The following is an 18,426-nucleotide window of genomic DNA, read 5'->3' as shown; positions in this document are numbered from 1 at the left end:
GAACATCTTTCCCGTTCCCCGGAGCATCACGGCGGCACGGAGCGGGTCATCCACGACCTGAGCACGGCGCTGCGAAGCTTGGGGGTGGAGGTAACGCTGTTCGCCCCCTCGGACAGTGCGACACACTTACCCCGTATCGGTAGTTATCCGAGCCTCGCGGCCCTGGAGCGCCGCCACGGCAAAGTCGCGCCCGGGGTCCCGGCGGCCCTCGACGCGCTGCAGCTCGAGGCCCTGCGCCGGCATCTCGACGCGTTCGACATCGTCCATTGTCACGGCGAGTTCGCGCATGCCGCCCTCCTCGGCGAGCGGCGTCGGCACAGCCTGACGACGATCCACTGGCGGGTCGACGAGCTCGACCGGGCGTTGTTCTTCGAGGGCTTTCCCGATCTGCCGGTCGCGGCGATCTCGGCGGCGCAAGGGGCGGGCATCCCGGCCTCGAACCGGGCCGGCGTGGTGCATCACGGCATCGCCCGCGACCGCTACCAGGCCTCGCTCGCGGCGGGAGACCACCTTGCCTTCGTCGGGCGGATGACCGACCAGAAGCGGCCCGACACCGCGATCCGGGTGGCGCGCGCCGCCGGCCTGCCGATCCGGCTCGGCGGCACGATCGATGTCGGCAATCCGGGCTATTTCGACCGCGAGGTCCGCCCCTTGCTCGCCGACGACGCGGTCTATCTCGGCCCGGTCGACGACCGGGCCAAGGGCGCGCTGCTGGCCGGCGCCCGGGCGCTGCTGTTCCCGATCGACTGGCCGGAGCCGTTCGGCCTCGTGATGATCGAGGCGATGGCGTGCGGCACCCCGGTGATCGCCTGGAACCGCGGCTCGGTGCCGGAGATCGTCGAGGACGGGGTGACGGGCTTCGTCGTCGCCTCCGAGGACGAGGCCGTGGCGGCGCTCGCCCGGATCGGCGAGATCGACCGGGCGGGGGTGCGCCGCCGCTTCGAGGAGCGGTTCACCGCCGAGCGCATGGCGCGGGACTACCTCGCCCTCTACCGTCGCCTGCTGGCCGCCTGATGCGCACCGCCCTTCTCGCCTGGGACTACCCGCCGGCCCCGAGCGGCCTCTCGACCGCGGCCCGGGAGATCGCCGAGGGTCTGTCGGAATCCGGCGCCGACGTGACGGTGTTCACCCTCGATCGCGCGGGCACCGAGCGGGTCGGGGGCGTGACGGTCGCGGGCCTCGCCCTGCCCGCGACGGGCGGCCTCGCGCGGTTGCGCCGCTGGGGCTCGGTCGGCCATCTCGCCGCCCCGCTGGCGTTCCGGCGCGCGGTGCTGGCGGCCCATGCCCGCGCCCCCTTCGACGTGATCGAGGCGACGAACTGGTACGCCCCCGCCGTGCTGCTCGCCGGCCGCCGCGACCTGCCGCTGGTGACGCGCTCCTCGACCCCGGCGGCCTTCACCCGCGGGCCGGCGCCGTCCTTGCGCGACCGCCTCGACGGCGGGACCGCCGACGCGCTCGAGCGGCGCCAGGCGCGGGGGAGCGCCGGCCTCATCGCCAACACCGCGGCGCACGGGGCGGTGATCGGGCAGGCCTACCGCCTGCCGGGCCGCCAGCCCGAGGCGGTGATCGGGCTGAGCCTGCCACCGGAGGTCGTGGCCCGCGCCCAGGACGCCGCCTATCCGGAGGCGGACGCGCCCGTGCGCCTGCTCTTCGTCGGGCGGGCGGAACTGCGGAAGGGCTTCGACGCGCTGATGGAGGCCCTCGGGATCCTCGCGGCCGAGGCGGATGAGGGCACCCTGCCGCCGTTCCGGCTCGACCTCGTCGGGGTGCCGCCCGGCGACCTGCCGGCGGACCTCTCCGACGCGGCCCGGGCGCGCCTGTCCGCCCGCGGCCGGATCGACGCCGGGGCTCTGGCCGAGGCCTACGCGGAGGCCCACGCGGTCCTCGCCCCGTCGCGCTACGAGAGCTTCGGCCTCGTCTACCAGGAGGCCCTGGCCTATGGCCGGCCGGTCGTGGCCTGCGCCGAGGATGCCAGCGCCCGCGCCTTCGTCGGCGCGCCCGAGGCCGGCCCGCTCGCGACGGCGGCCACCGGCCCGGCCCTCGCCGACGCCCTGCGCCCGCTCCTGCGCGATCCCGGCCTGCGCCGGGCCTACCGCGCCCGGGCTCTCGCGGCGGCCGGGCGCTTCACACGGGCGAGCCTCGGGCGCGCGACGCTCGATCTGTACGCGCGGGCGATCGCGGCGGCGCGGGCTGGGTGAGCGTCGGGGTCTGTTCGAGCAATATTTTCCACTCGATAATGGCGAACGATTGCGTTCATCCTCCCCTCCCACCTCATCCTGAGGTGCGACCGAAGGGAGCCTCGAAGGAGGGCTCCAGAAAACGCTGCGATTTCTGGAGCCCTCCTTCGAGGTCAGTCGATCGAAGATCGACTAACACCTCAGGATGAGGTGCGAGGGTGGGACATCTCATCCTCGCTCTTAGTCTTCGGCAGACCACTCCGCTCAACCAGCCCCTCACCCCCGATAAGGCCGCAGCAGAGCCTCCTCTTCCTCCAGCCGGCCGCGCCCGGGATCGAGGGCCTCGTAGGCCCGGGAGCGGGCGCGGACGTGGTCGCGGCTCAGGCGGTGCTCGATCGCGCCGTGCAGGGCGATGAAGCTGCGGCGCCAGCCGCCGTCGAGGGCCGGGCGCTCGTGGACGCGGCCGGCATAGCGCACCGCAATCCGGTTCAGCCGGTACTGCACGTCCGGGTAGACGTCCGACAGGATCCCGTCGACGCGGTTGCACCGGGGCAGGCCGACCGAGAGCACGTCGCCGTCCTCGGCCAGGGCCGCGAGGGCGGGCAGCCGGCGGCCGGTCTCGGCACCGAGGGACTCGTCGGCGTCGAGCTGCAGCATCCAGCTGTGGCGGGCCAGGTCCTGGAGGGCGTTGCGCTGCGCGGCGAAGTCGCCCGCGAGGGGGCGGCGCGCCACCCGCACGGCGCACGCCCCGAAGCCTGGAACGGGGACCGCGCGCGGCGGCGCGGCCTCGCCGTCGAGGAGAATGACCACGTCGTCGGTCCAGGCCGCGTGCGGGGCGAGGCCGGCGAGCACCGCGTCGCACTCGGACGGGCGGCAGAGGAGGCCGAGCGAGACGGGCGGCCCGCCGCCGAGATCGTGGAGCGCGGCCCGTGCTGCGAACGAGCCGTGGGGCGCCAGGAGCGCCGCGCGGTCCTCGGGCGTGAGCGGATGCAGGCCGCGGCCGAGGCGGGTCGCGGCACTGCGCAGGGTGTAGAGGTCGAGGCCGTAGGCGGCGTCCGGGTCGGACACGAAGGTCGGCCCGGTCAGGCGCCCGGCGAGGTCGCGCCAGAGTTCGGCCGGGTCCGCATCCCGCTCGGTCAGGACGCCGCAGGACCCGCACGCCACCGGGAAGGCGCGCTCGCGCCCACTCGCGTCGATCAGCCGGCGGGTGCTCGGCGCCAGCATGGCGGCCTCGCAGAGAAAGCAGCGGCGTCCGCGTCCGGTCTCGAGAATCATCGGCGAAGGTCCCGTTCCGGCTGGGGCTGGTCACGGGACCCGAGCGCCATACTTCCCCGGGGCTTCCGTGACGCCCCGCCGAGACCTCTGCCCCGCTTGACCGACGCCGTCGACCCCCTCCCCGCGGCTTGGCCTGGCCCTGCTTGGCCGGGCCTTCCCGGCCTCGCTTCGGTCGCCCTCGTCGGCAACGCGCCCGGAACCGAGGCCGTGGCGGCGGATGCTGCGGCCAGCGTCGTGCGCTTCAACAACGCCCCGGGCTTCGGCGGCCGGGCGGGGTCGCGGGTCACGCACCTGGCTCTCGTCAACCGCGGCGGCCAGATGCGCGAGTGGCTGGCCGATCCGGATTTCCGCGACCGCCCGGTCGTCCGGCAGGCGCAGGCCTTCCTGCTGCCGTTCCCGATGCTGCCGAAGGCGCATAACGTCCCCGAGCCGATCTGCTTCACCCGCGCGGCGCTGGCGATGCTGCGTCCGCTCGGCAAGCCGGTCCACATCCTGCCCGAGGCGCTGCACGACGAGGCCCGTCGCGTGCTCGGCGCCCGCAGCGAGGGCCGGCCGAACCCGAGCACCGGCTTCCTGGTGGCGCTCGCCCTCCTCCTCGGGCGCCCGGCCGGGTCTCCGGCGGTCGAGGCCTACGGGTTCGGCTTCGAAGGCTGGCCCGGCCACCCCTGGGCGGCCGAGCGCGCCTGGTTCGCCGCGGCTCACGCGGCCGGGCGGCTGCGGCTGCATCCCCTCCCCTCTCGTGCGTCCGACGGATGACCCCCGCACCATGGCAACCCTGATCACCGTGCTGAAGGGCGGCGGCCGCTACGACGCGACATGGGTCGCGCGCCTCGCCGCCGGCGTGCGCCGCCACGCGCCGGCTTTCCGACGCATCCTCTGCCTCACCGACCTTCCGCTCGATCTCGACGGGGTCGAGCGGGTGGCGTTGCGCCACGACTGGCCGGCCTGGTGGGCGAAGATGGAGGCGTTCCGCCCCGGCCTCGTCGAGGGGACGGCTTTGCTCTGCGACCTCGACACCGTCCTGACCGGACCGGCCGACGCTCTCGCCGAACCCGGCCCCGCCGCGATGGAGGACTATTTCCACAAAGGCCGCGTCTCCAGCGCGCTGCTGCGCTGGCACGGCGACGAACTGTCCCCCCTCTACGCCGCCTTCGCGGCCGAACCCGGGCGCTGGATGGCGCCGGGATCGTGCGGCCCGGTTCCCAACGCCGTCCATGGCGACCAGGTCGTCATCGATCACTGGCTCGGTCGCGAGAACCGGAAGCCCGCCTTCTTCCAGCACCGCTATCCGGCCCTGCTCGACTTCTACGACCCGCGCCGCGACGCGCATGGCCCGGTCGTGATCTTCATCGGCGAGGCGAAGCCGGACACGGCAAGCGGTTCCGTCCACGAATCCTGGCTCGGAGCCTGATGCTCGCGCACCGGTTTGAAGTCAGGCCACTCCGCATGGAGCTTGTTGATTCACACTTCTCTTCCAATAGCCAACCAACTGTAAATACTTGCACTTTCCCCTCCCCACAAAGGGGAGGGGAGGCGCGCCACCTTTAAAGGGGACATCACTCAAACCGAGATGTGTGAAGGCGATAGCCGCATGGAAACGGAGCGGCGCGTCGTGGAATCGTCAGTACGAGATGCGGGCGACCGCGCGCAGCTCCTCGGCGGTGGTGGTGCCGAATCCGAAGAATTCCAGGTAGGCGGGGATCTGCTCGAACAGCATGTCGGTGCCGACCTGGATCGGGCAGCCCTTCTCCAGGGCGGCGCGCAGGAACGGCGTGTGCTCCTGCTTCATCACCACCTCGCCCACGAAGGTGCCGGGCGCGATGCGGGCGACGTCCATCGGCAGGGGATCGCCGTCCTTCATGCCCAGCGGCGTGGCGTTGACCACGACGTCGTAGCCGGCCGGGTCGTTGCTGCCGGTCGCGATCTCGAGCGCCGGGTAGTGCTCGCGCAGGCGTCCGGCCAGGGCCTCGGCGACGGCTGGGGTGTAGTCGCAGACCCCGATTCCCGCGATGCCGGCCGCCGCCAGCGAGGCGGCGATGGCCGAGCCGACCCCGCCGCTGCCGACGACCAGGACCCGGGCTCCGGCGAGGTCGCGGCCCTTGCGCTGGATCCCGCGCACGAAGCCGGCCCCGTCGAACATGTCGCCGAGCAGCGTGCCGTCCGGGCGCCGCAGCACCGCGTTGCACGAGCCGGCGATCTTGGCCGTGGTGCTGACCTCGTCGAGGAGCCCGATCGTGGTGATCTTGTGCGGCATGGTCACGAGGGCGCCGCGGATGTTGGTCAGCCGGAACAGCGCGCGGAACACCTCCGGGTAATCCTCGGCCTTGACCCCCATCGGCATCACCACGGCATCGATCCCGCGCGATTCGAACCATGGATTGTAGATCATCGGCGCCTTGAACGACTCGGTCGGGTAGCCGAGATGGGCGATCAGCGTCGTGGTGCCTCGGATCATGGCCTTGCCTCTTCGTCCTGCCTCTTGGTGATGCTCAGGCGGCGAGCACGCGGCGGGCCGCCGCCAGGTTCGCCCGCAGATGCGCCTCGGGCGTGGTGGTCCCGGTGATCGGTACCTCGATCGACAGGGAGGTCGTGGGCGGCAGGGCCGCGACCAGCGCGGCGAGAGGCAGCGCCCCCTCCCCGGGGCCAGGCGCCCGGCCCGGGCCTCCTGGATGATCGCCTCCGTCGAGTCCGGCGCCTGCGCGGGCGCATCGCAGAGCTGGGCGTGGCGGATCAGGCCGGGCGGCACGGCGCGCACGTCGTCGGGCGAGCCGCCGGTCCGGGCAAGGTGGAGCGCGTCGACGAGGACGCCGCCATTCGGCCGGCCGGCGGCCTCGACCACCCGGACGGCCTCCGGCAGGCTGGCGACCTGCCGCCAGGCCATGCATTCGAGGTCCACCCCCATGCCGAACCCGGCCGCAAGCTCGCAGAGTTCCGCAAACCGCGCGACGAGGCGGGGACGGTCGGCATCGTCGCCGCACACGCTCAGGCGACGGGCGCCGAGACCCGCGGCGGAGTCGAAGATGCCGGCGAGCGAGGCCGGGGCGAAATCCTCACTGAGCGTGACGAACTCGATGTCGTGGACGCGCATCCCCTCGTCGGCAAGCGCCCGGCGCATCGCCCGGAAGGCGTCGCTCCCGGTCGGCAGCTCGTAGAACGGCGCCCCCGGAAAGGCCGGGTAGAGCCGCAGGCCCACGGCCGCGCAGCCGGCCCGGGCGGCGAGCCGGACGAGGTCGACGGGCGGCACCCCGATGCAGGTGAAGTGCGCGAGGCCGAGCGGCCAGTCGGACGAGGTGTGCATGGGGTTGCTCGGGGGTTGCTCGGGGGTCGCTCGAGAGATCGGGGGGATGCTTAACGAGCGAGCCTGTCGGCGAGGTGCCGCTGCAGGTTGGTGCCCGTCCGGTGGATGTGCTCGCGCAAGGAGTCGCAGGCGAAGTCGGCGTCGCGGGCGACCGCGCCCTGGGCGATCTCGCTGTGCTCGTGGGCGACGTTGCGGTCGCCGCCGGGCGTGCGGCGCAGGAAGGAGCGGCGGTAACGGTCGTTCAGGGTCAGGAGCACGCTGCAGAAATTGAGCAGGAGCGGCATGCGGCAGCCGGCGATCAGCGTGAGGTGGAACTCGCGGTGATAGGCTTCCCATCGCTCCAGCGTGTCGGGCTGCTCCGGGTCGCGCCCGGTCCGGTTCATGCGGTGGAGCGCGCGCATCACGTCGCCCTCCCAGTCCACGGTGCCGATCGCGATCGCCTGGCGCAGGGCCAGGACCTCGAATTCCTCCCGCAGCCGGGTGATCTCCGCGAGGTTCGCGAGCGAGACCGGCGCGACGCGGTAGCCGCGATTGTCCTCGAACACCACGAGGCCGTCGGCGATCAGCCGGGCGAGGGCCTCGCGCAGCGGGCTGAGCGAGACCCCGAAGCTCGCGCGGGCGCGTTCCAGGTTGATCTTGCTGCCCGCCTCGAACTGGCCGGACACGATCGCCTCGCGCAAGCGATCGACGAGCTGGCTCGCCATCGTGTTCTTGCCGTCGTCGACCAGGGCGAGGCCCGGCACGGCCGAAGCGGGTTCGGCCGAGGCGGATCCGGGCCGGATCCCGTCCCGGTCGCCCGCAGCGCGTCGGCTCCTGGCCTCGGTCAAGACGCTCTCCCTCCGCCAGCGCGATGTCGTTCTTCGTCGACGATCGTTAGAAAAAACGATTTTGGTTGTCAATCATGGTGGTGTCCTCCCGGCGGCCGCTTGCCGGCAGAGGATTGGAGGCGATCGGGGTGCGGCGTGAGGCGAGCCCGGCCGCGACGAACCGATACGGCGCAGAAAATCCCTTTTTTATTCAGGGTTTGATCAAATGTGAGGCGATCCGGGCAGTGTCGTTGCTGTCGGTCGCACACGATCGTGGTAGGGGCATGAACGGTCCGATACGCCGCATCCGACGCCGCAAACGACGCCGGACCTCGCCGCCGCACAATCGCTTGTTGACGAATAATCGATGATATGGGACCAGGGCGCCGATTCAGGGAGGCAGGGCCATGCGCATCGAGCGCCAGCAGGACGTGACGCCGGCGGTTCTGGAGGTCATGGCGCGGACGCGCGACCCGCGCCTGCGCGAGATCATGACCTCGCTCATCACCCACCTGCACGGCTTCGTCCGCGACGTCCGCCTCACCGAGGCCGAGTTCCGCGACGCCACCGCGATCCTCAACGAGATCGGCGCGCTGGCCTCCGACAGCCACAACGAGTTCGTGCTGATGGCCGGCTCGCTCGGCGTGTCCTCCCTCGTGTGCCTCCTCAACAACGGCGACCACGGCAACACCGAGACCTCGCAATCGCTGCTCGGGCCGTTCTGGCGCCTCAACGCGCCGCGGGTCGAGAATGGCGGCACGATTCTGCGCTCCGAGACGCCGGGCGATCCGCTCTTCGTCAACGCGCGCGTGATCGACGGCGCGGGCCGTCCGATCGCCGGCGCCGAGGTCGATGTCTGGCACGCCTCGCCCGTCGGCCTCTACGAGAACCAGGATCCCGAGCAGGCCGAGATGAACCTGCGCGGCAAGTTCACCACCGATGACGCCGGCCGGTTCTGGTTCCGCTCGGTGATGATGATCGGCTATCCCATCCCCACCGGCGGGGTCGTCGGCCGGCTGCTGGCGGCTCAAGATCGCCACCCGATGCGACCGGCCCACCTGCACGCCCTGATCGTCAAGCCGGGCTTCAAGGTGCTGATCTCGCAGGTCTACGACGCCAACGACCCGCATATCGAGTCCGACGTGCAGTTCGGCGTGACCAAGGCCCTCCTCGGCGACTTCGTGCGCCATGACGAGCCGCATCCGGACGCCGCGGACGTCTCGGCGCCCTGGTATTCCCTCGACTACACCTACGTCATGGAGCCCGGCGAGGCCGTGCTGCCGCGCCCGCCGATCAAGTAAGCCTACAGGAGCGAACAGCCGTGCTGAGCGACGACGACCACCGCAAGGCCGCCGAGGCCATCCTCAAGGCCGAGCGCGAGCGGGTCCCCTGCCCGCAACTCTCCAAGACCTTTCCCGGCATGGAGATCGCCGACGCCTACCGGGTCCAGGATCTCTGGGCCGAGGCCCGGATCGCCGCCGGCGCGCGGCTTGCCGGCCACAAGATCGGCCTGACCTCCCGCGCCATGCAGATGGCCTCGAAGATGACCGAGCCGGATTACGGCCGCATCCTCGACGACGCCCTGTTCAACGACGGCGCCCAGATCCGCACCGACCTGTTCATCAAGCCGCGGCTCGAGGTGGAACTCGCCTTCATCATGGGCGAGGACCTGTCGGGGCCGGGCTGCCGGATCTACGACGTGATGCGGGCGACCGAATTCGTGGTCCCGGCCCTCGAGATCATCGATTACCGCACCGAGGTGCCGCGGGCGATCGTCGACACCATCGCCGACAACGCCGCCTTCGGGGCGATCGTGGTCGGCGGGCGCACCATCCGTCCCTTCGACGTCGATGTCCGCTGGATCGGCGCGACCCTGTCGCAGAACGGCATCATCGAGGAATCCGGCGTCTCGGCCGCCATCATGGGTCACCCGGCCGCGGGCGTCGCCTGGCTCGTCAACAAGCTCGCGGCGGTCGATTCCGGGCTCAAGAAAGGCCAGATCGTGCTCGGCGGCTCGTTCACCCGCCCCGTCGACATCAAGAAGGGCGACGTGATCCAGGCCGATTACGGCCCGCTCGGCGCCATCGGCGTCTCGTTCGTCTGAGGCGACGATGATCGAGAACCGCTTCAAGCGCGCCTTGCACGAGGGCCGCCAGCAGATCGGCCTGTGGTGCAGCCTGCCGGGCTCCTACGCGGCGGAGGCCGTGGCGGGGTCGGGCTACGACTGGCTGCTCTTCGACACCGAGCACTCGCCGGGCGATCCGCTCACCGTGCTGGCGCAGCTCCAGGCGGTGGCGCCCTACCCCGTCTCGGCGGTGGTGCGGCCCGCCGCCAACGACACGGTGCTGATCAAGCGCTTCCTCGATCTCGGCGCGCAGACCCTGCTGATCCCCTACGTCCAGGATGCCGACGAGGCACGCGCGGCGGTCGCGGCGACGCGCTACCCGCCCGAAGGCGTGCGCGGCGTGTCCGGCCTCACCCGCGCCACCCGGTTCGGGCGGGTCCCGGGCTATGCCAGGCGCGCCGCGGAGGAAATCTGCCTCCTCGTGCAGGTCGAGACGCAGGCCGCCCTCGACCGGCTGGAGGAGATCTGCGCGGTCGAGGGCGTCGACGGCGTCTTCATCGGGCCGGCGGACCTGGCGGCGAGCCTCGGCCATGTCGGCGAGCCGGGCCACCCCGCGGTGGTCGCGGCGGTCGAGGATGCGGTGCGCCGCATCCTGGCTTCGGGCAAGCCCGCCGGCATCCTGACGCCCGACACGGCGTTCGCGAAAACCTGCATCGCGATCGGCACCACCTTCACCGCGGTGGCCATCGACGTCGGCGTCCTCGCCCGCGGTACCGAGGCGATGGCCCGCCAGTTCAAGGCGGGCTGATACGGCGCCTGAGCGAAGCCGGAATCCGCGACGCGATCGACCGGATTGGGCACGACGCCCGCAACCCCCCTCCCCTTCCCACGACAGGACGACCCATGCCGACCGAGATCACCCACTTCATCGACGGCGCCCGCACGCCCGGCCGCAGCGGCCGCACCGCGCCCGCCTTCAACCCCGCAACCGGCGAGGAGAGCGGCCGCGTTGCCCTCGCCAGCCGCGACGAGGTCGATGCCGCCGTGGCGAGCGCGCGGCGCGCCTTCCCGGCCTGGGCCGCGACGCCGCCCCTGCGCCGCGCCCGCATCCTCAACAAGTTCCTTCGCATCCTCGAGGACCGCATCGACGAGCTCGCCGCGGTGATCACCGCCGAGCACGGCAAGGTGCTGTCGGACGCCAAGGGCGAGATCCAGCGCGGCATGGAGGTGGTCGAGTTCGCCACCGGTGCGCCGCAGCTCCTCAAGGGCGAGATCACCGAGAATGTCGGCACGCGGGTGGATTCCCACTCCCTGCGTCAGCCGCTCGGCGTCGTGGCCGGCATCACGCCGTTCAACTTCCCGGCCATGGTGCCGATGTGGATGTTCCCCGTCGCGCTCGCCTGCGGCAACTGCTTCGTGCTCAAGCCCTCCGAGCGCGACCCCTCCGCCGCCCTCGTCATGGCCGAGTGGCTGAAGGAAGCGGGGCTTCCCGACGGCGTGTTCCAGGTGATCCAGGGCGACAAGGAGGCGGTCGACGCCCTCCTGTACAACCCGGACGTCCAGGCCGTGTCCTTCGTCGGCTCGACCCCGATCGCCAAGTACATCTACGAGACCGCGGCGCGGACGGGCAAGCGGGCGCAATGCCTCGGCGGGGCCAAGAACCACATGGTGGTGATGCCCGATGCCGACATGGACCAGGCGGTCGACGCCCTGATGGGCGCGGCCTACGGCTCGGCCGGCGAGCGCTGCATGGCGATCTCGGTCGCGGTGCCGATCGGCGAGGAGACCGCCGACCGGCTGATGGAGAAGCTGATCCCGAAGGTCCGCGCCCTCAAGGTCGGACCCGGCACCGATCCCGAGGCCGAGATGGGCCCGCTCGTCACCGCGCAGCACCGCGACAAGGTGAAGGGCTACATCGACCGCGGCGTCGCCGAGGGCGCCGAGCTGGTGGTCGACGGCCGCCGCCTGACGCTCCAGGGCTACGAGAACGGCTACTTCGTCGGCGGCACGCTGTTCGACCGCGTGACGCCCGAGATGACGATCTACAAGGAGGAGATCTTCGGGCCGGTGCTGGCGGTGGCCCGCGCGCCGGACTACGCGACCGCCGCGCGGATGATCAACGAGCACGAATTCGGCAACGGCACCGCGATCTTCACCCGGGACGGCGACGCGGCGCGGGAATTCGCCCACCAGATCCAGGTCGGGATGGTCGGCATCAACGTGCCGATCCCGGTGCCGATGGCGTTCCACTCCTTCGGCGGCTGGAAGGCCTCGCTGTTCGGCGACCACCACATGCACGGGCCGGAGGGCGTGCGGTTCTACACCCGGCTCAAGACCATCACGACCCGCTGGCCCACCGGCATCCGCGCCGGCGCCGAGTTCGTGATGCCGACCATGAAGTAACCGCGGACGAGGCGGCGACGGGCCGGAGGCCCGTTCGCCGCCTCGCCGATCGCAAGGCCTTCGAGAGCGCGAGGAGCGTCCTCGACGGGGGGAGACACCGACAATGAGTGAATCTGGGCAAGACGGCGCACCGGCCCTCGATCCGGCCGCATCCAGCCCCCTGCGCATCGCGATCAACCTCGCCAACGCCGCCCTCGTGCGGATCGGGGCGGATGACGGCGAACCGCACGGGATCGCCGTGGATCTCGGCCGCGCGCTGGGCGCCTGGCTCGATCGCCCGGTCCGCCTCGTGACCTTTCCGTCGGCCGGCGCCGTCATGGCCTCCGTCGGAACCGACGCCTGGGACGTCGCCTTCCTCGCCATCGACCCGGCGCGCGCCGACCGGGTCGCCTATAGCCGTCCGTACATGCGCATCGAAGGCGTCTTCGCCGTTCATGACGCGAGTGCGCTTCGGCACGGCGAAGACGCCGACCGGCCGCAGATCCGGATCGCATCGGCCGCCGGTGCCGCCTATCACGGCCATCTGACCCACACGCTTCGGCACGCCGAACTGGTGACGGTGCCCGTGCCGGACGACGCCCTGCGCCTGCTCTGCGAAGGCGGGTGTGAGGTCGCGGCGGGCGTGAGGCAGTCGGTCGAGGCGTTCGTGGCGCAGCGGACGGACCTCCGCATCCTGCCGGGCCGCTTCATGGCCATCGAGCAGGCGATCGCCGTGCCGCGTCATGGAGCGCTCGGAGCGGATGAATTGGACGACTTTCTCGCGCACGCGGCAGCGACGGGCCTGATCGATCCCGCGTGACGCGCGCGTCGATCCGGATGCCGTATCGCCCGCGCTTCGGCGACCGTCCGGCGGAGGCGGGACGGAGATCCTGAAGGATACCGACAAGGCCCCCTCCCCGGCTGCCGCGCGCGTCCACGATGGCGAGGCCCTTCCCCTCGGCCTCCCGCCCGGCAGCGCGACCGCGATGCCGTCGCCGATCACCTGACCGGCGAAGACGACGCCATTCCGGGCATGTCGCATGACGACCCGGGACGCGCGCCGGAGCCCGCGCACGGGCTGCGATGGCAGCGGGATCGCGGGCGCCTCGTCACGGGGCCGCCGGTGCCGGCTTCTCCGTACCGGACGCCGGCGCCGGGCAATCGATTGTCTGTAAAATCAATGACTTCACCCCCCTTACCAGGTGGTATCCTCGGTCCCGCAATCGCGGGGCCCGCCACGCGGACCGGCAGGACCGGATCGGCGGGACTGCCGGGATCGGAGGGCCGGCGGAGGCATCGCCACCGCTGGGGGCGATGCCTCCCGGGGGAATTTCGCGACAGCGCCGGGCGGCTCGCCGATCGTCCTGCCGGAGCAGGATCGCCCGCACGAGCCGACGGATCGTCGAGGGCGACGGGAGGGAGGCCGACGGCCTCACCGTGCCGCCCGGTCTCGCCCTCGACACCCGTTCCGGCAGGCTTACTCCGGAACGGGTATGGCGAGCCCGCGGGGCGCCGGAGCGGAGCCGAGTTCCGCGTCGCGACGCGATCGGTCGGACAGCCGACGGATCACGCCTTGCTCGCCCGGTAGGCGGCCAGGATCTCGGGGAGCCGCGCGGCGAGATAGTCGCCGAATCCGGGTTCGTTCGCCTCATCCGTCGTCACGCGCACGCCGGACGTGCTGCGCTCGACGCGCGCGAATTTCAGGCCCTTGGCATCCTTCAGCGTCTCGGCCTTCGCCCGCTTCGCCACCTTGGGTGCCGCGGCGAGCCCCGCCAGCACCACGGCGAACCGCTCGTTCGACGACTTCCCGGACAGGTCCGGCGAGGCGAGGGCGCTGTCGATCCGCTCGGGGGTCGCGGACTTGATCCGGTCGGCCAACGTGAGCCAGTTGGGCCGGCCGATCCTGGGGGCGGGGCCGATGACGGCGAGCACCGACGCGGGAATCGCCTCGGCGACGCTCAGCAGGCTCGACAGATGGGTGGTCTGCAGGCCCATCGCCTTCGCGATGACGTCGCGCGTGACACCGGCCCGCACCATGTTCTGGGCGAAATGGGCCCGCTCGATGTAGCTCAGGTCGGCCCGCGCCAGGTTCTCCGACCCCTGCGCGATGACGAGCTCGGTGTCGCTCAGCGGGCGCACGATGGCGCGCAGCGGACGCCCGAGGATCCGCGCCGCGCGGTGCCGGCGGCGACCATAGGCGATCTCGTAGCGGCCGGGCTCGCCGGGCTTCGGACGGACCAGGGCAGGGCTGCGCTGGCCCTCGTCGCGGATCTGCTCCACGAAGGCATCGAAGGCCGCATCGGTCGTATCGGGAACGCGATCCGCGATCGCCGAGGGATCGCAGAGACCCGGATCGAGCTCGACCACGCTGCCGTCGCGCTCGGCATCGGCGGCCGCGCGTGCCTGCTCCTGCGCCTGCCACGCGGCACCGAACGACCGGGCTGCGCCGGTGCGGCGGGGGGAGGGGGGATTACCAGCTGGTAAGGGGGGTGAAGTCGTTGATTCCGTTGACGATGCACTGCCCACTGCCTGATCCGGAGCGGGTCGGGCCATCAGATGGCGGATGCTCTTGCTCATGCCCGGCCCCACGCCCCATGGATCAGCGCTTCGATCTCCCGGTTGACGTCGTCGAACGCGTCGAGCGCCCTCCGGTAGGTGGCGCGGCTCACCTCGTCGCTGCGGTCACGCCCGAGCGGCGTCTCGTAGATCGTCTGGCCGACGAGCCCCGACGTCGAGACGGCCGGCGTCTGGAGCATCGCCTTCGGCAGCACGTAGCTCCCGAACAGGTCCTGGAGCATGCCGACGACCGAGGTCTGCGGCACGCTCTGCGGGTCGTACCGGGTGATGAGGTAGCGGAACCAGTCCTGGCTCGGTGGCGGAGCGCCCTCCTCCTGCACCGTCTCCATCAGGTCGCTCATCATCGTGAGGAACTGGCGCATGGACGCCAGGTCGATCATCTGCGGATGAACGGTGATCAGGGTCGCGGTGGCGGCGCAGAGTGCCGAGATCGCGAAATAGCCGAGCCGCGGCGGACAATCGATCACCACCACGTCGTAATCCGCGGCGACGCTCTCGATCGCGACGGGGAGACGGGCAAAGAAGGGAGGGCCGCTCGACTTGCGGCGCTCCGGGCTCGACATCAGCGGGGCGTAGAACTCGAACTCCTCCAGCTCGAGATTCGCCGAGGCGAGGTCGAGCCCGGTGAAGTAGGTCTTGCGGATCACCTCCCGCATCGGGCGCTGGCCCTCGCCGTAGCGGACGGCGTCGTAGATCGTCGGTCCGCTCTCGTCGGGACGAACGCCGAGCAGGGTGGACAGGCTTGCCTGCGGGTCGGCATCGATCGCCAGGACGCGGTAACCGTGGAGGGCGAGGTAATGCGCCAGCCCGGCGGTGTGCGTCGTCTTCGCCGAGCCCCCTTGAAGTTCGTTAGGGCGACGACCTGCAGGTGCTCGCCCTTCTCGGTGTCGCGGTGGGGCAGGTAGCCTCGTCCGAGCCGGTCGATCTCGTGGAGGTGCCGGCGGACCGCATGGATCTCGGCGAGGGTGAAATAGCGGCGTCCCGCCGGCCCGATCTCCAGATCCGGCGTGAGCCGGTCGAAGGGTAGCTGACGAAGACGCACCTCGGTGATGCCGAGAAGCCGGGCCGTCTCGCCGGCCGAGAACCGGCGCAGGGTCTTTTGCGCGGTCGGGGGATAGAAGTTGACGGCGAGATCCTGCAGCTTGCCGCCCAGGAGCCGAGCGTGGCTCGCCGCAATCTGGTTCGAGGGCGCATCGGCGCCATCCACGGGGACGTGCTGGTTCATGACCCTTCTCGCTAGCGGTCAATCGACGGATTACGTCATACCACCGCTAGCGGGGAGATGAGACCGCGTCGAGCCGGGGAGTCGAGCCCGCCGCAAGCCCCACGCAAGCTTCCATGCGAAGGAACCGGCGCATCACCTCGCCGCGCAGGCGCCGTCTCCGGGGCACGGCCGTCGACGGTGCCGAGCCGGCGGCCGCGGATGCGGGGCCGCCGGTCTCATCCGGCGGTCGAGGGGGGACGCGCTCCCCGACGGGGGCTCAAGCCCGGCCGGCCGCCAGATAGGCCCGCCATCCGCCATGGCCCGACACGTCCTGCGCGTCCCGCGCTCCTTCCGGCTCGCACAGGAAGCCCTTCGGGGTCGTGCCGTCGGTAAGCCGCAGGGTACCGATTCCGAGGGGGGCGGGGATGCCCGCGACGAACCGGCCGAAGGCGTCGGGCGTGAGCGCCCAGACCTCGGTGGCGATCGAGGTGCCAGTCCCCACCGCCACCCGCACCAGGCCGGGCCGGCGCGGGCCGGCGCCCGGCAGGGCGAAGAGCCGATAATCGGGCGTGGTCGCGGCGGCCCGCAGGAACCGGGCGCCCAAGGTCGTCAACTCGCCGTTGAGGGGGAGGCCCGACAGGTGCGCGCCGACCACCACCAGCTCGATCTCGTCGTCGGTGGCCCGCGCCGGGCCCGGCTCGGGCGCCGGGGGCAGGGGCCGGCCGGTCGCACCCATCGGGATACCGGCGGCGCGGTGGAGGGCATCGCCGAGGGGGACGAGGGCGGCGTCCCGGCCCGCCGGGGCGATCAGCGTGACGCCGGCCGGCCACCCGTCGGCGCGGGGATGGCTCGGCACCGCCAGCGCGCAGAGATCGAGCAGGTTGACGAAGTTGGTGTAGGTGCCGAGTTCGGCATTGGGGCCGATCGGGTCGGCGGCGAGGGCCGCCAGGGTCTGCGGGCGCGGGAAGGTCGGCACGCAGAGCGCGTCGATGCTCTGCCACACCGGCTCGGTCGCCCGGCGCAGCTCCGCCAGCCGGTAGCGGCCCGCGAAGGCGTCGGCGGCTGAGAAGGCGGTGGCGCGTTCCGTGATGGCGCGGGTGACCGGGTGCAAAGCCTCGGGGCGTTCGGTGACGAGGGCGCGGATCGCCTCCCAGCGCTCGGCCACCCACGGCCCGTCATAGAGGAGGGCGGCTGTCGCGAAGAACGGGGTCAGATCGACCGGGACCAGGGTGGCGCCGAGCGCCGCGAGATCGGCGAGGGCCGCATCGTAGGCGGCCTCCGAGAGGGCGTCGCCGGCAAAACGCCGGCTCGGGCCGTCCGGCACACCGATTCTGAGCGGCAGCGGGCCGGGTCGCCCGACGGGCAGGGTCCGGGAGAACGGGTCGGCGGCATCGAACCCGGCGAGCGCCGAGAAGCCCGCGAAGGCGTCCTCGGCGGTGAGCGCGAAGATCGAGACGCAATCGAGGGTGCGGCAGGCCGGCACCACGCCGCGGGTCGAGAGTGCGCCGAGGCTGGGCTTGAGCCCGACGATGGCGTTGAGCCCGGCCGGCACCCGGCCGGAGCCCGCGGTGTCGGTGCCGAGCGCCAGCGGCACCAGCCCGGCCGCCACCGCGACCGCCGAGCCCGACGACGAGCCGCCGGGCACCAGGGCCGGATCGAGGGTGTTGCGCGGCACGCCGTAGGGCGAGCGCACGCCGACGAGGCCGGTGGCGAACTGGTCGAGGTTGGTCTTGCCGATGACGAGCGCCCCGGCCCGGCGCAGGCGCGCCACCAGGGCGGCATCCTCGGTCGCGACGTGGGCGTAGCCGGGGCAGGCGCAGGTGGTGGGCAGACCCGCCACGTCGATGTTGTCCTTCACGGCGACCGGGATGCCGTGGAGCGGGCCCGCCGGCAGGGTCTCGGCCTCCTCGGCCACCTCGGCCTCGGGCCGCAGGGTGATGAAGACCGCCGGATCGGCGAGCGCCGCGATGCGCCGATAGACCTCGCGCACGGCTTGTGCCGGCGTAAGCGATCCCGCGGCATAGGCCTCGCGGTACTGGGCGAGGGTGAGGGGGAAGTCGGTCACGCCGGCACCTCGTCGATCAGGCTGACATGGGCAGCGACGACCCGCCAGCCCTCGGGGAGCCGGGCCCAGGACTGCATCTGGCGCCCGACCTTGCCGGGATGCGCCTCGCGCCAGAACAGCGTCGAGGCGGTGGCGAAGTCGCGCCCGAAGGTGGTGATGACGGTCTCGCCGATGCGCCGCTCGACCCGATCGGCGAGCGCGCCCGGCGAAAGGCCCGGATCGCGTCCATGCCGTAGAGATTTTCACCCGTGCCGTACCGGATGGTGCGAGGATCGTCCCAGAACAGGGCTTCCAGGGTGGGCACGTCGTTGGTGACGAGGGCGGTCTCGTAGGCCGCGAAGGCCGCCTCGACCTCGGCTTTGATCTCGGGGTTGTCGATGTCCATGGGGTCAATCTCTCTCAAAAGGCAGGAAGCGCCTGTCTCAAGTCATCCCACCCACCACCTCATCCTGAGGCGTCGGTCATCGTAGATGGACCGACCTCGAAGGAGGGCTCCAGGGAGCGCAGAGATACCTGGAGCCCTCCTTCGAGGCTGCACGATCTTCGATCGCGCAGCACCTCAGGATGAGGTGAGAGG

The 18,426-nt window shown here is 71.8% G+C and carries 15 protein-coding genes and 2 pseudogenes; 9 read left to right on the top strand and 8 right to left on the bottom strand.

All coding sequences use genetic code 11. The features are described 5' to 3' along the window. Positions 1 to 84: 84 nt before the first annotated feature. Positions 85 to 1,014: a glycosyltransferase family 4 protein gene (locus tag F1D61_RS29660; protein WP_246775608.1), complete on the top strand. Its 930-nt coding sequence runs from the start codon at positions 85 to 87 to the stop codon at positions 1,012 to 1,014. Then, the gene (locus F1D61_RS29655; protein WP_203155608.1) at positions 1,014 to 2,198 is read left to right on the top strand and encodes a glycosyltransferase family 4 protein; all 1,185 of its coding nucleotides are present in this window, start codon (positions 1,014 to 1,016) and stop codon (positions 2,196 to 2,198) included. The genes F1D61_RS29660 and F1D61_RS29655 overlap by 1 nt, the downstream gene beginning before the upstream one ends. Before the next feature lie 255 nt (positions 2,199 to 2,453). On the opposite strand, the gene F1D61_RS29650 is transcribed toward F1D61_RS29655, so the two are convergent. Next, a complete protein-coding gene (locus tag F1D61_RS29650; protein ID WP_203155607.1) occupies positions 2,454 to 3,452 on the bottom strand; it encodes a hypothetical protein in 999 nt (332 codons plus the stop codon). A gap of 96 nt (positions 3,453 to 3,548) precedes the next feature. Between F1D61_RS29650 and F1D61_RS29645 the strand changes: the two genes are divergently transcribed. Both F1D61_RS29645 and F1D61_RS29640 read left to right on the top strand, forming a co-directional pair. Next, the gene (locus F1D61_RS29645; RefSeq protein ID WP_203155606.1) at positions 3,549 to 4,208 is read left to right on the top strand and encodes a hypothetical protein; all 660 of its coding nucleotides are present in this window, start codon (positions 3,549 to 3,551) and stop codon (positions 4,206 to 4,208) included. Between the two features lie 10 nt (positions 4,209 to 4,218). Beyond that, on the top strand, positions 4,219 to 4,863 hold the full coding sequence (locus tag F1D61_RS29640) for a hypothetical protein (protein WP_203155605.1): 645 nt from the start codon (positions 4,219 to 4,221) through the stop codon (positions 4,861 to 4,863). Between the two features lie 210 nt (positions 4,864 to 5,073). On the opposite strand, the gene F1D61_RS29635 is transcribed toward F1D61_RS29640, so the two are convergent. The 3 genes and pseudogenes from F1D61_RS29635 to F1D61_RS29625 form a co-directional block, all read right to left on the bottom strand. Beyond that, positions 5,074 to 5,907: a shikimate dehydrogenase family protein gene (locus F1D61_RS29635; RefSeq protein WP_203155604.1), complete on the bottom strand. Its 834-nt coding sequence runs from the start codon at positions 5,905 to 5,907 to the stop codon at positions 5,074 to 5,076. Positions 5,908 to 6,141: 234 nt separating this feature from the next. After that, positions 6,142 to 6,750 (bottom strand): annotated as a pseudogene (locus tag F1D61_RS29630) (sugar phosphate isomerase/epimerase family protein); the annotation flags it as partial. 50 nt (positions 6,751 to 6,800) lie between these two features. Continuing rightward, positions 6,801 to 7,454: a GntR family transcriptional regulator gene (locus tag F1D61_RS29625; RefSeq protein ID WP_246776018.1), complete on the bottom strand. Its 654-nt coding sequence runs from the start codon at positions 7,452 to 7,454 to the stop codon at positions 6,801 to 6,803. Positions 7,455 to 7,963: 509 nt separating this feature from the next. Here F1D61_RS29625 and F1D61_RS29620 point away from each other — a divergent pair. From F1D61_RS29620 to F1D61_RS29600, 5 genes are all read left to right on the top strand, one after another. Continuing rightward, entirely contained in the window at positions 7,964 to 8,857 is an 894-nt protein-coding gene (locus F1D61_RS29620) for a dioxygenase (RefSeq protein ID WP_203155603.1), read from the top strand. Positions 8,858 to 8,877: 20 nt separating this feature from the next. Further along, the gene (hpaH, locus tag F1D61_RS29615; RefSeq protein ID WP_203155602.1) at positions 8,878 to 9,660 is read left to right on the top strand and encodes a 2-oxo-hept-4-ene-1,7-dioate hydratase; all 783 of its coding nucleotides are present in this window, start codon (positions 8,878 to 8,880) and stop codon (positions 9,658 to 9,660) included. 7 nt (positions 9,661 to 9,667) lie between these two features. Then, a complete protein-coding gene (gene hpaI, locus F1D61_RS29610; RefSeq protein ID WP_203155601.1) occupies positions 9,668 to 10,429 on the top strand; it encodes a 4-hydroxy-2-oxoheptanedioate aldolase in 762 nt (253 codons plus the stop codon). Positions 10,430 to 10,524: 95 nt separating this feature from the next. Further along, positions 10,525 to 12,024 (top strand): CoA-acylating methylmalonate-semialdehyde dehydrogenase, encoded by a 1,500-nt coding sequence (locus tag F1D61_RS29605; RefSeq protein ID WP_203155600.1) that lies wholly within the window; start codon positions 10,525 to 10,527, stop codon positions 12,022 to 12,024. A 103-nt stretch (positions 12,025 to 12,127) separates the two neighbouring features. Then, entirely contained in the window at positions 12,128 to 12,823 is a 696-nt protein-coding gene (locus F1D61_RS29600) for a transporter substrate-binding domain-containing protein (RefSeq protein WP_203155599.1), read from the top strand. 746 nt (positions 12,824 to 13,569) lie between these two features. Here F1D61_RS29600 and repB read toward each other — a convergent pair. The 4 genes and pseudogenes from repB to hpxZ all read right to left on the bottom strand — a co-directional run bounded on the left by repB (position 13,570) and on the right by hpxZ (position 18,234). Then, positions 13,570 to 14,580, bottom strand: a complete 1,011-nt coding sequence (gene repB, locus F1D61_RS29595) for a plasmid partitioning protein RepB (RefSeq protein WP_203155598.1) — start codon at positions 14,578 to 14,580, stop codon at positions 13,570 to 13,572. After that, a complete protein-coding gene (gene repA / locus F1D61_RS29590; protein WP_348649405.1) occupies positions 14,577 to 15,827 on the bottom strand; it encodes a plasmid partitioning protein RepA in 1,251 nt (416 codons plus the stop codon). Before repA ends, repB begins: the two co-directional genes overlap by 4 nt. 234 nt (positions 15,828 to 16,061) lie before the next feature. Beyond that, complete coding sequence (gene atzF / locus F1D61_RS29585; protein WP_203155597.1) at positions 16,062 to 17,849, bottom strand: allophanate hydrolase; 1,788 nt, start codon at positions 17,847 to 17,849, stop codon at positions 16,062 to 16,064. Continuing rightward, positions 17,846 to 18,234: pseudogene (gene hpxZ / locus F1D61_RS29580) on the bottom strand (oxalurate catabolism protein HpxZ). The gene atzF and the pseudogene hpxZ overlap by 4 nt, the downstream one beginning before the upstream one ends. Positions 18,235 to 18,426: the final 192 nt, after the last annotated feature.

Source organism: Methylobacterium aquaticum (assembly GCF_016804325.1).
In the GTDB taxonomy this organism is placed as follows: Bacteria; Pseudomonadota; Alphaproteobacteria; order Rhizobiales; family Beijerinckiaceae; genus Methylobacterium; species Methylobacterium aquaticum_C.
The sequence above is the reverse complement of the archived record's forward strand: the minus strand, read 5'-3'. Positions and strand labels throughout refer to the sequence as shown.

Bases quoted from the DNA above. Each gene is read 5' to 3' on its own strand.
- F1D61_RS29655 (WP_203155608.1), top strand. From the start codon at position 1,014: ATGCGCACCGCCCTTCTCGCCTGGGACTACCCGCCGGCCCCGAGCGGC.
- F1D61_RS29650 (WP_203155607.1), bottom strand. From the start codon at position 3,452: ATGATTCTCGAGACCGGACGCGGACGCCGCTGCTTTCTCTGCGAGGCC.
- F1D61_RS29640 (WP_203155605.1), top strand. From the start codon at position 4,219: ATGGCAACCCTGATCACCGTGCTGAAGGGCGGCGGCCGCTACGACGCG.
- F1D61_RS29635 (WP_203155604.1), bottom strand. From the start codon at position 5,907: ATGATCCGAGGCACCACGACGCTGATCGCCCATCTCGGCTACCCGACC.
- F1D61_RS29625 (WP_246776018.1), bottom strand. From the start codon at position 7,454: ATGGCGAGCCAGCTCGTCGATCGCTTGCGCGAGGCGATCGTGTCCGGC.
- F1D61_RS29620 (WP_203155603.1), top strand. From the start codon at position 7,964: ATGCGCATCGAGCGCCAGCAGGACGTGACGCCGGCGGTTCTGGAGGTC.
- hpaI (WP_203155601.1), top strand. From the start codon at position 9,668: ATGATCGAGAACCGCTTCAAGCGCGCCTTGCACGAGGGCCGCCAGCAG.
- F1D61_RS29605 (WP_203155600.1), top strand. From the start codon at position 10,525: ATGCCGACCGAGATCACCCACTTCATCGACGGCGCCCGCACGCCCGGC.
- F1D61_RS29600 (WP_203155599.1), top strand. From the start codon at position 12,128: ATGAGTGAATCTGGGCAAGACGGCGCACCGGCCCTCGATCCGGCCGCA.
- repB (WP_203155598.1), bottom strand. From the start codon at position 14,580: ATGAGCAAGAGCATCCGCCATCTGATGGCCCGACCCGCTCCGGATCAG.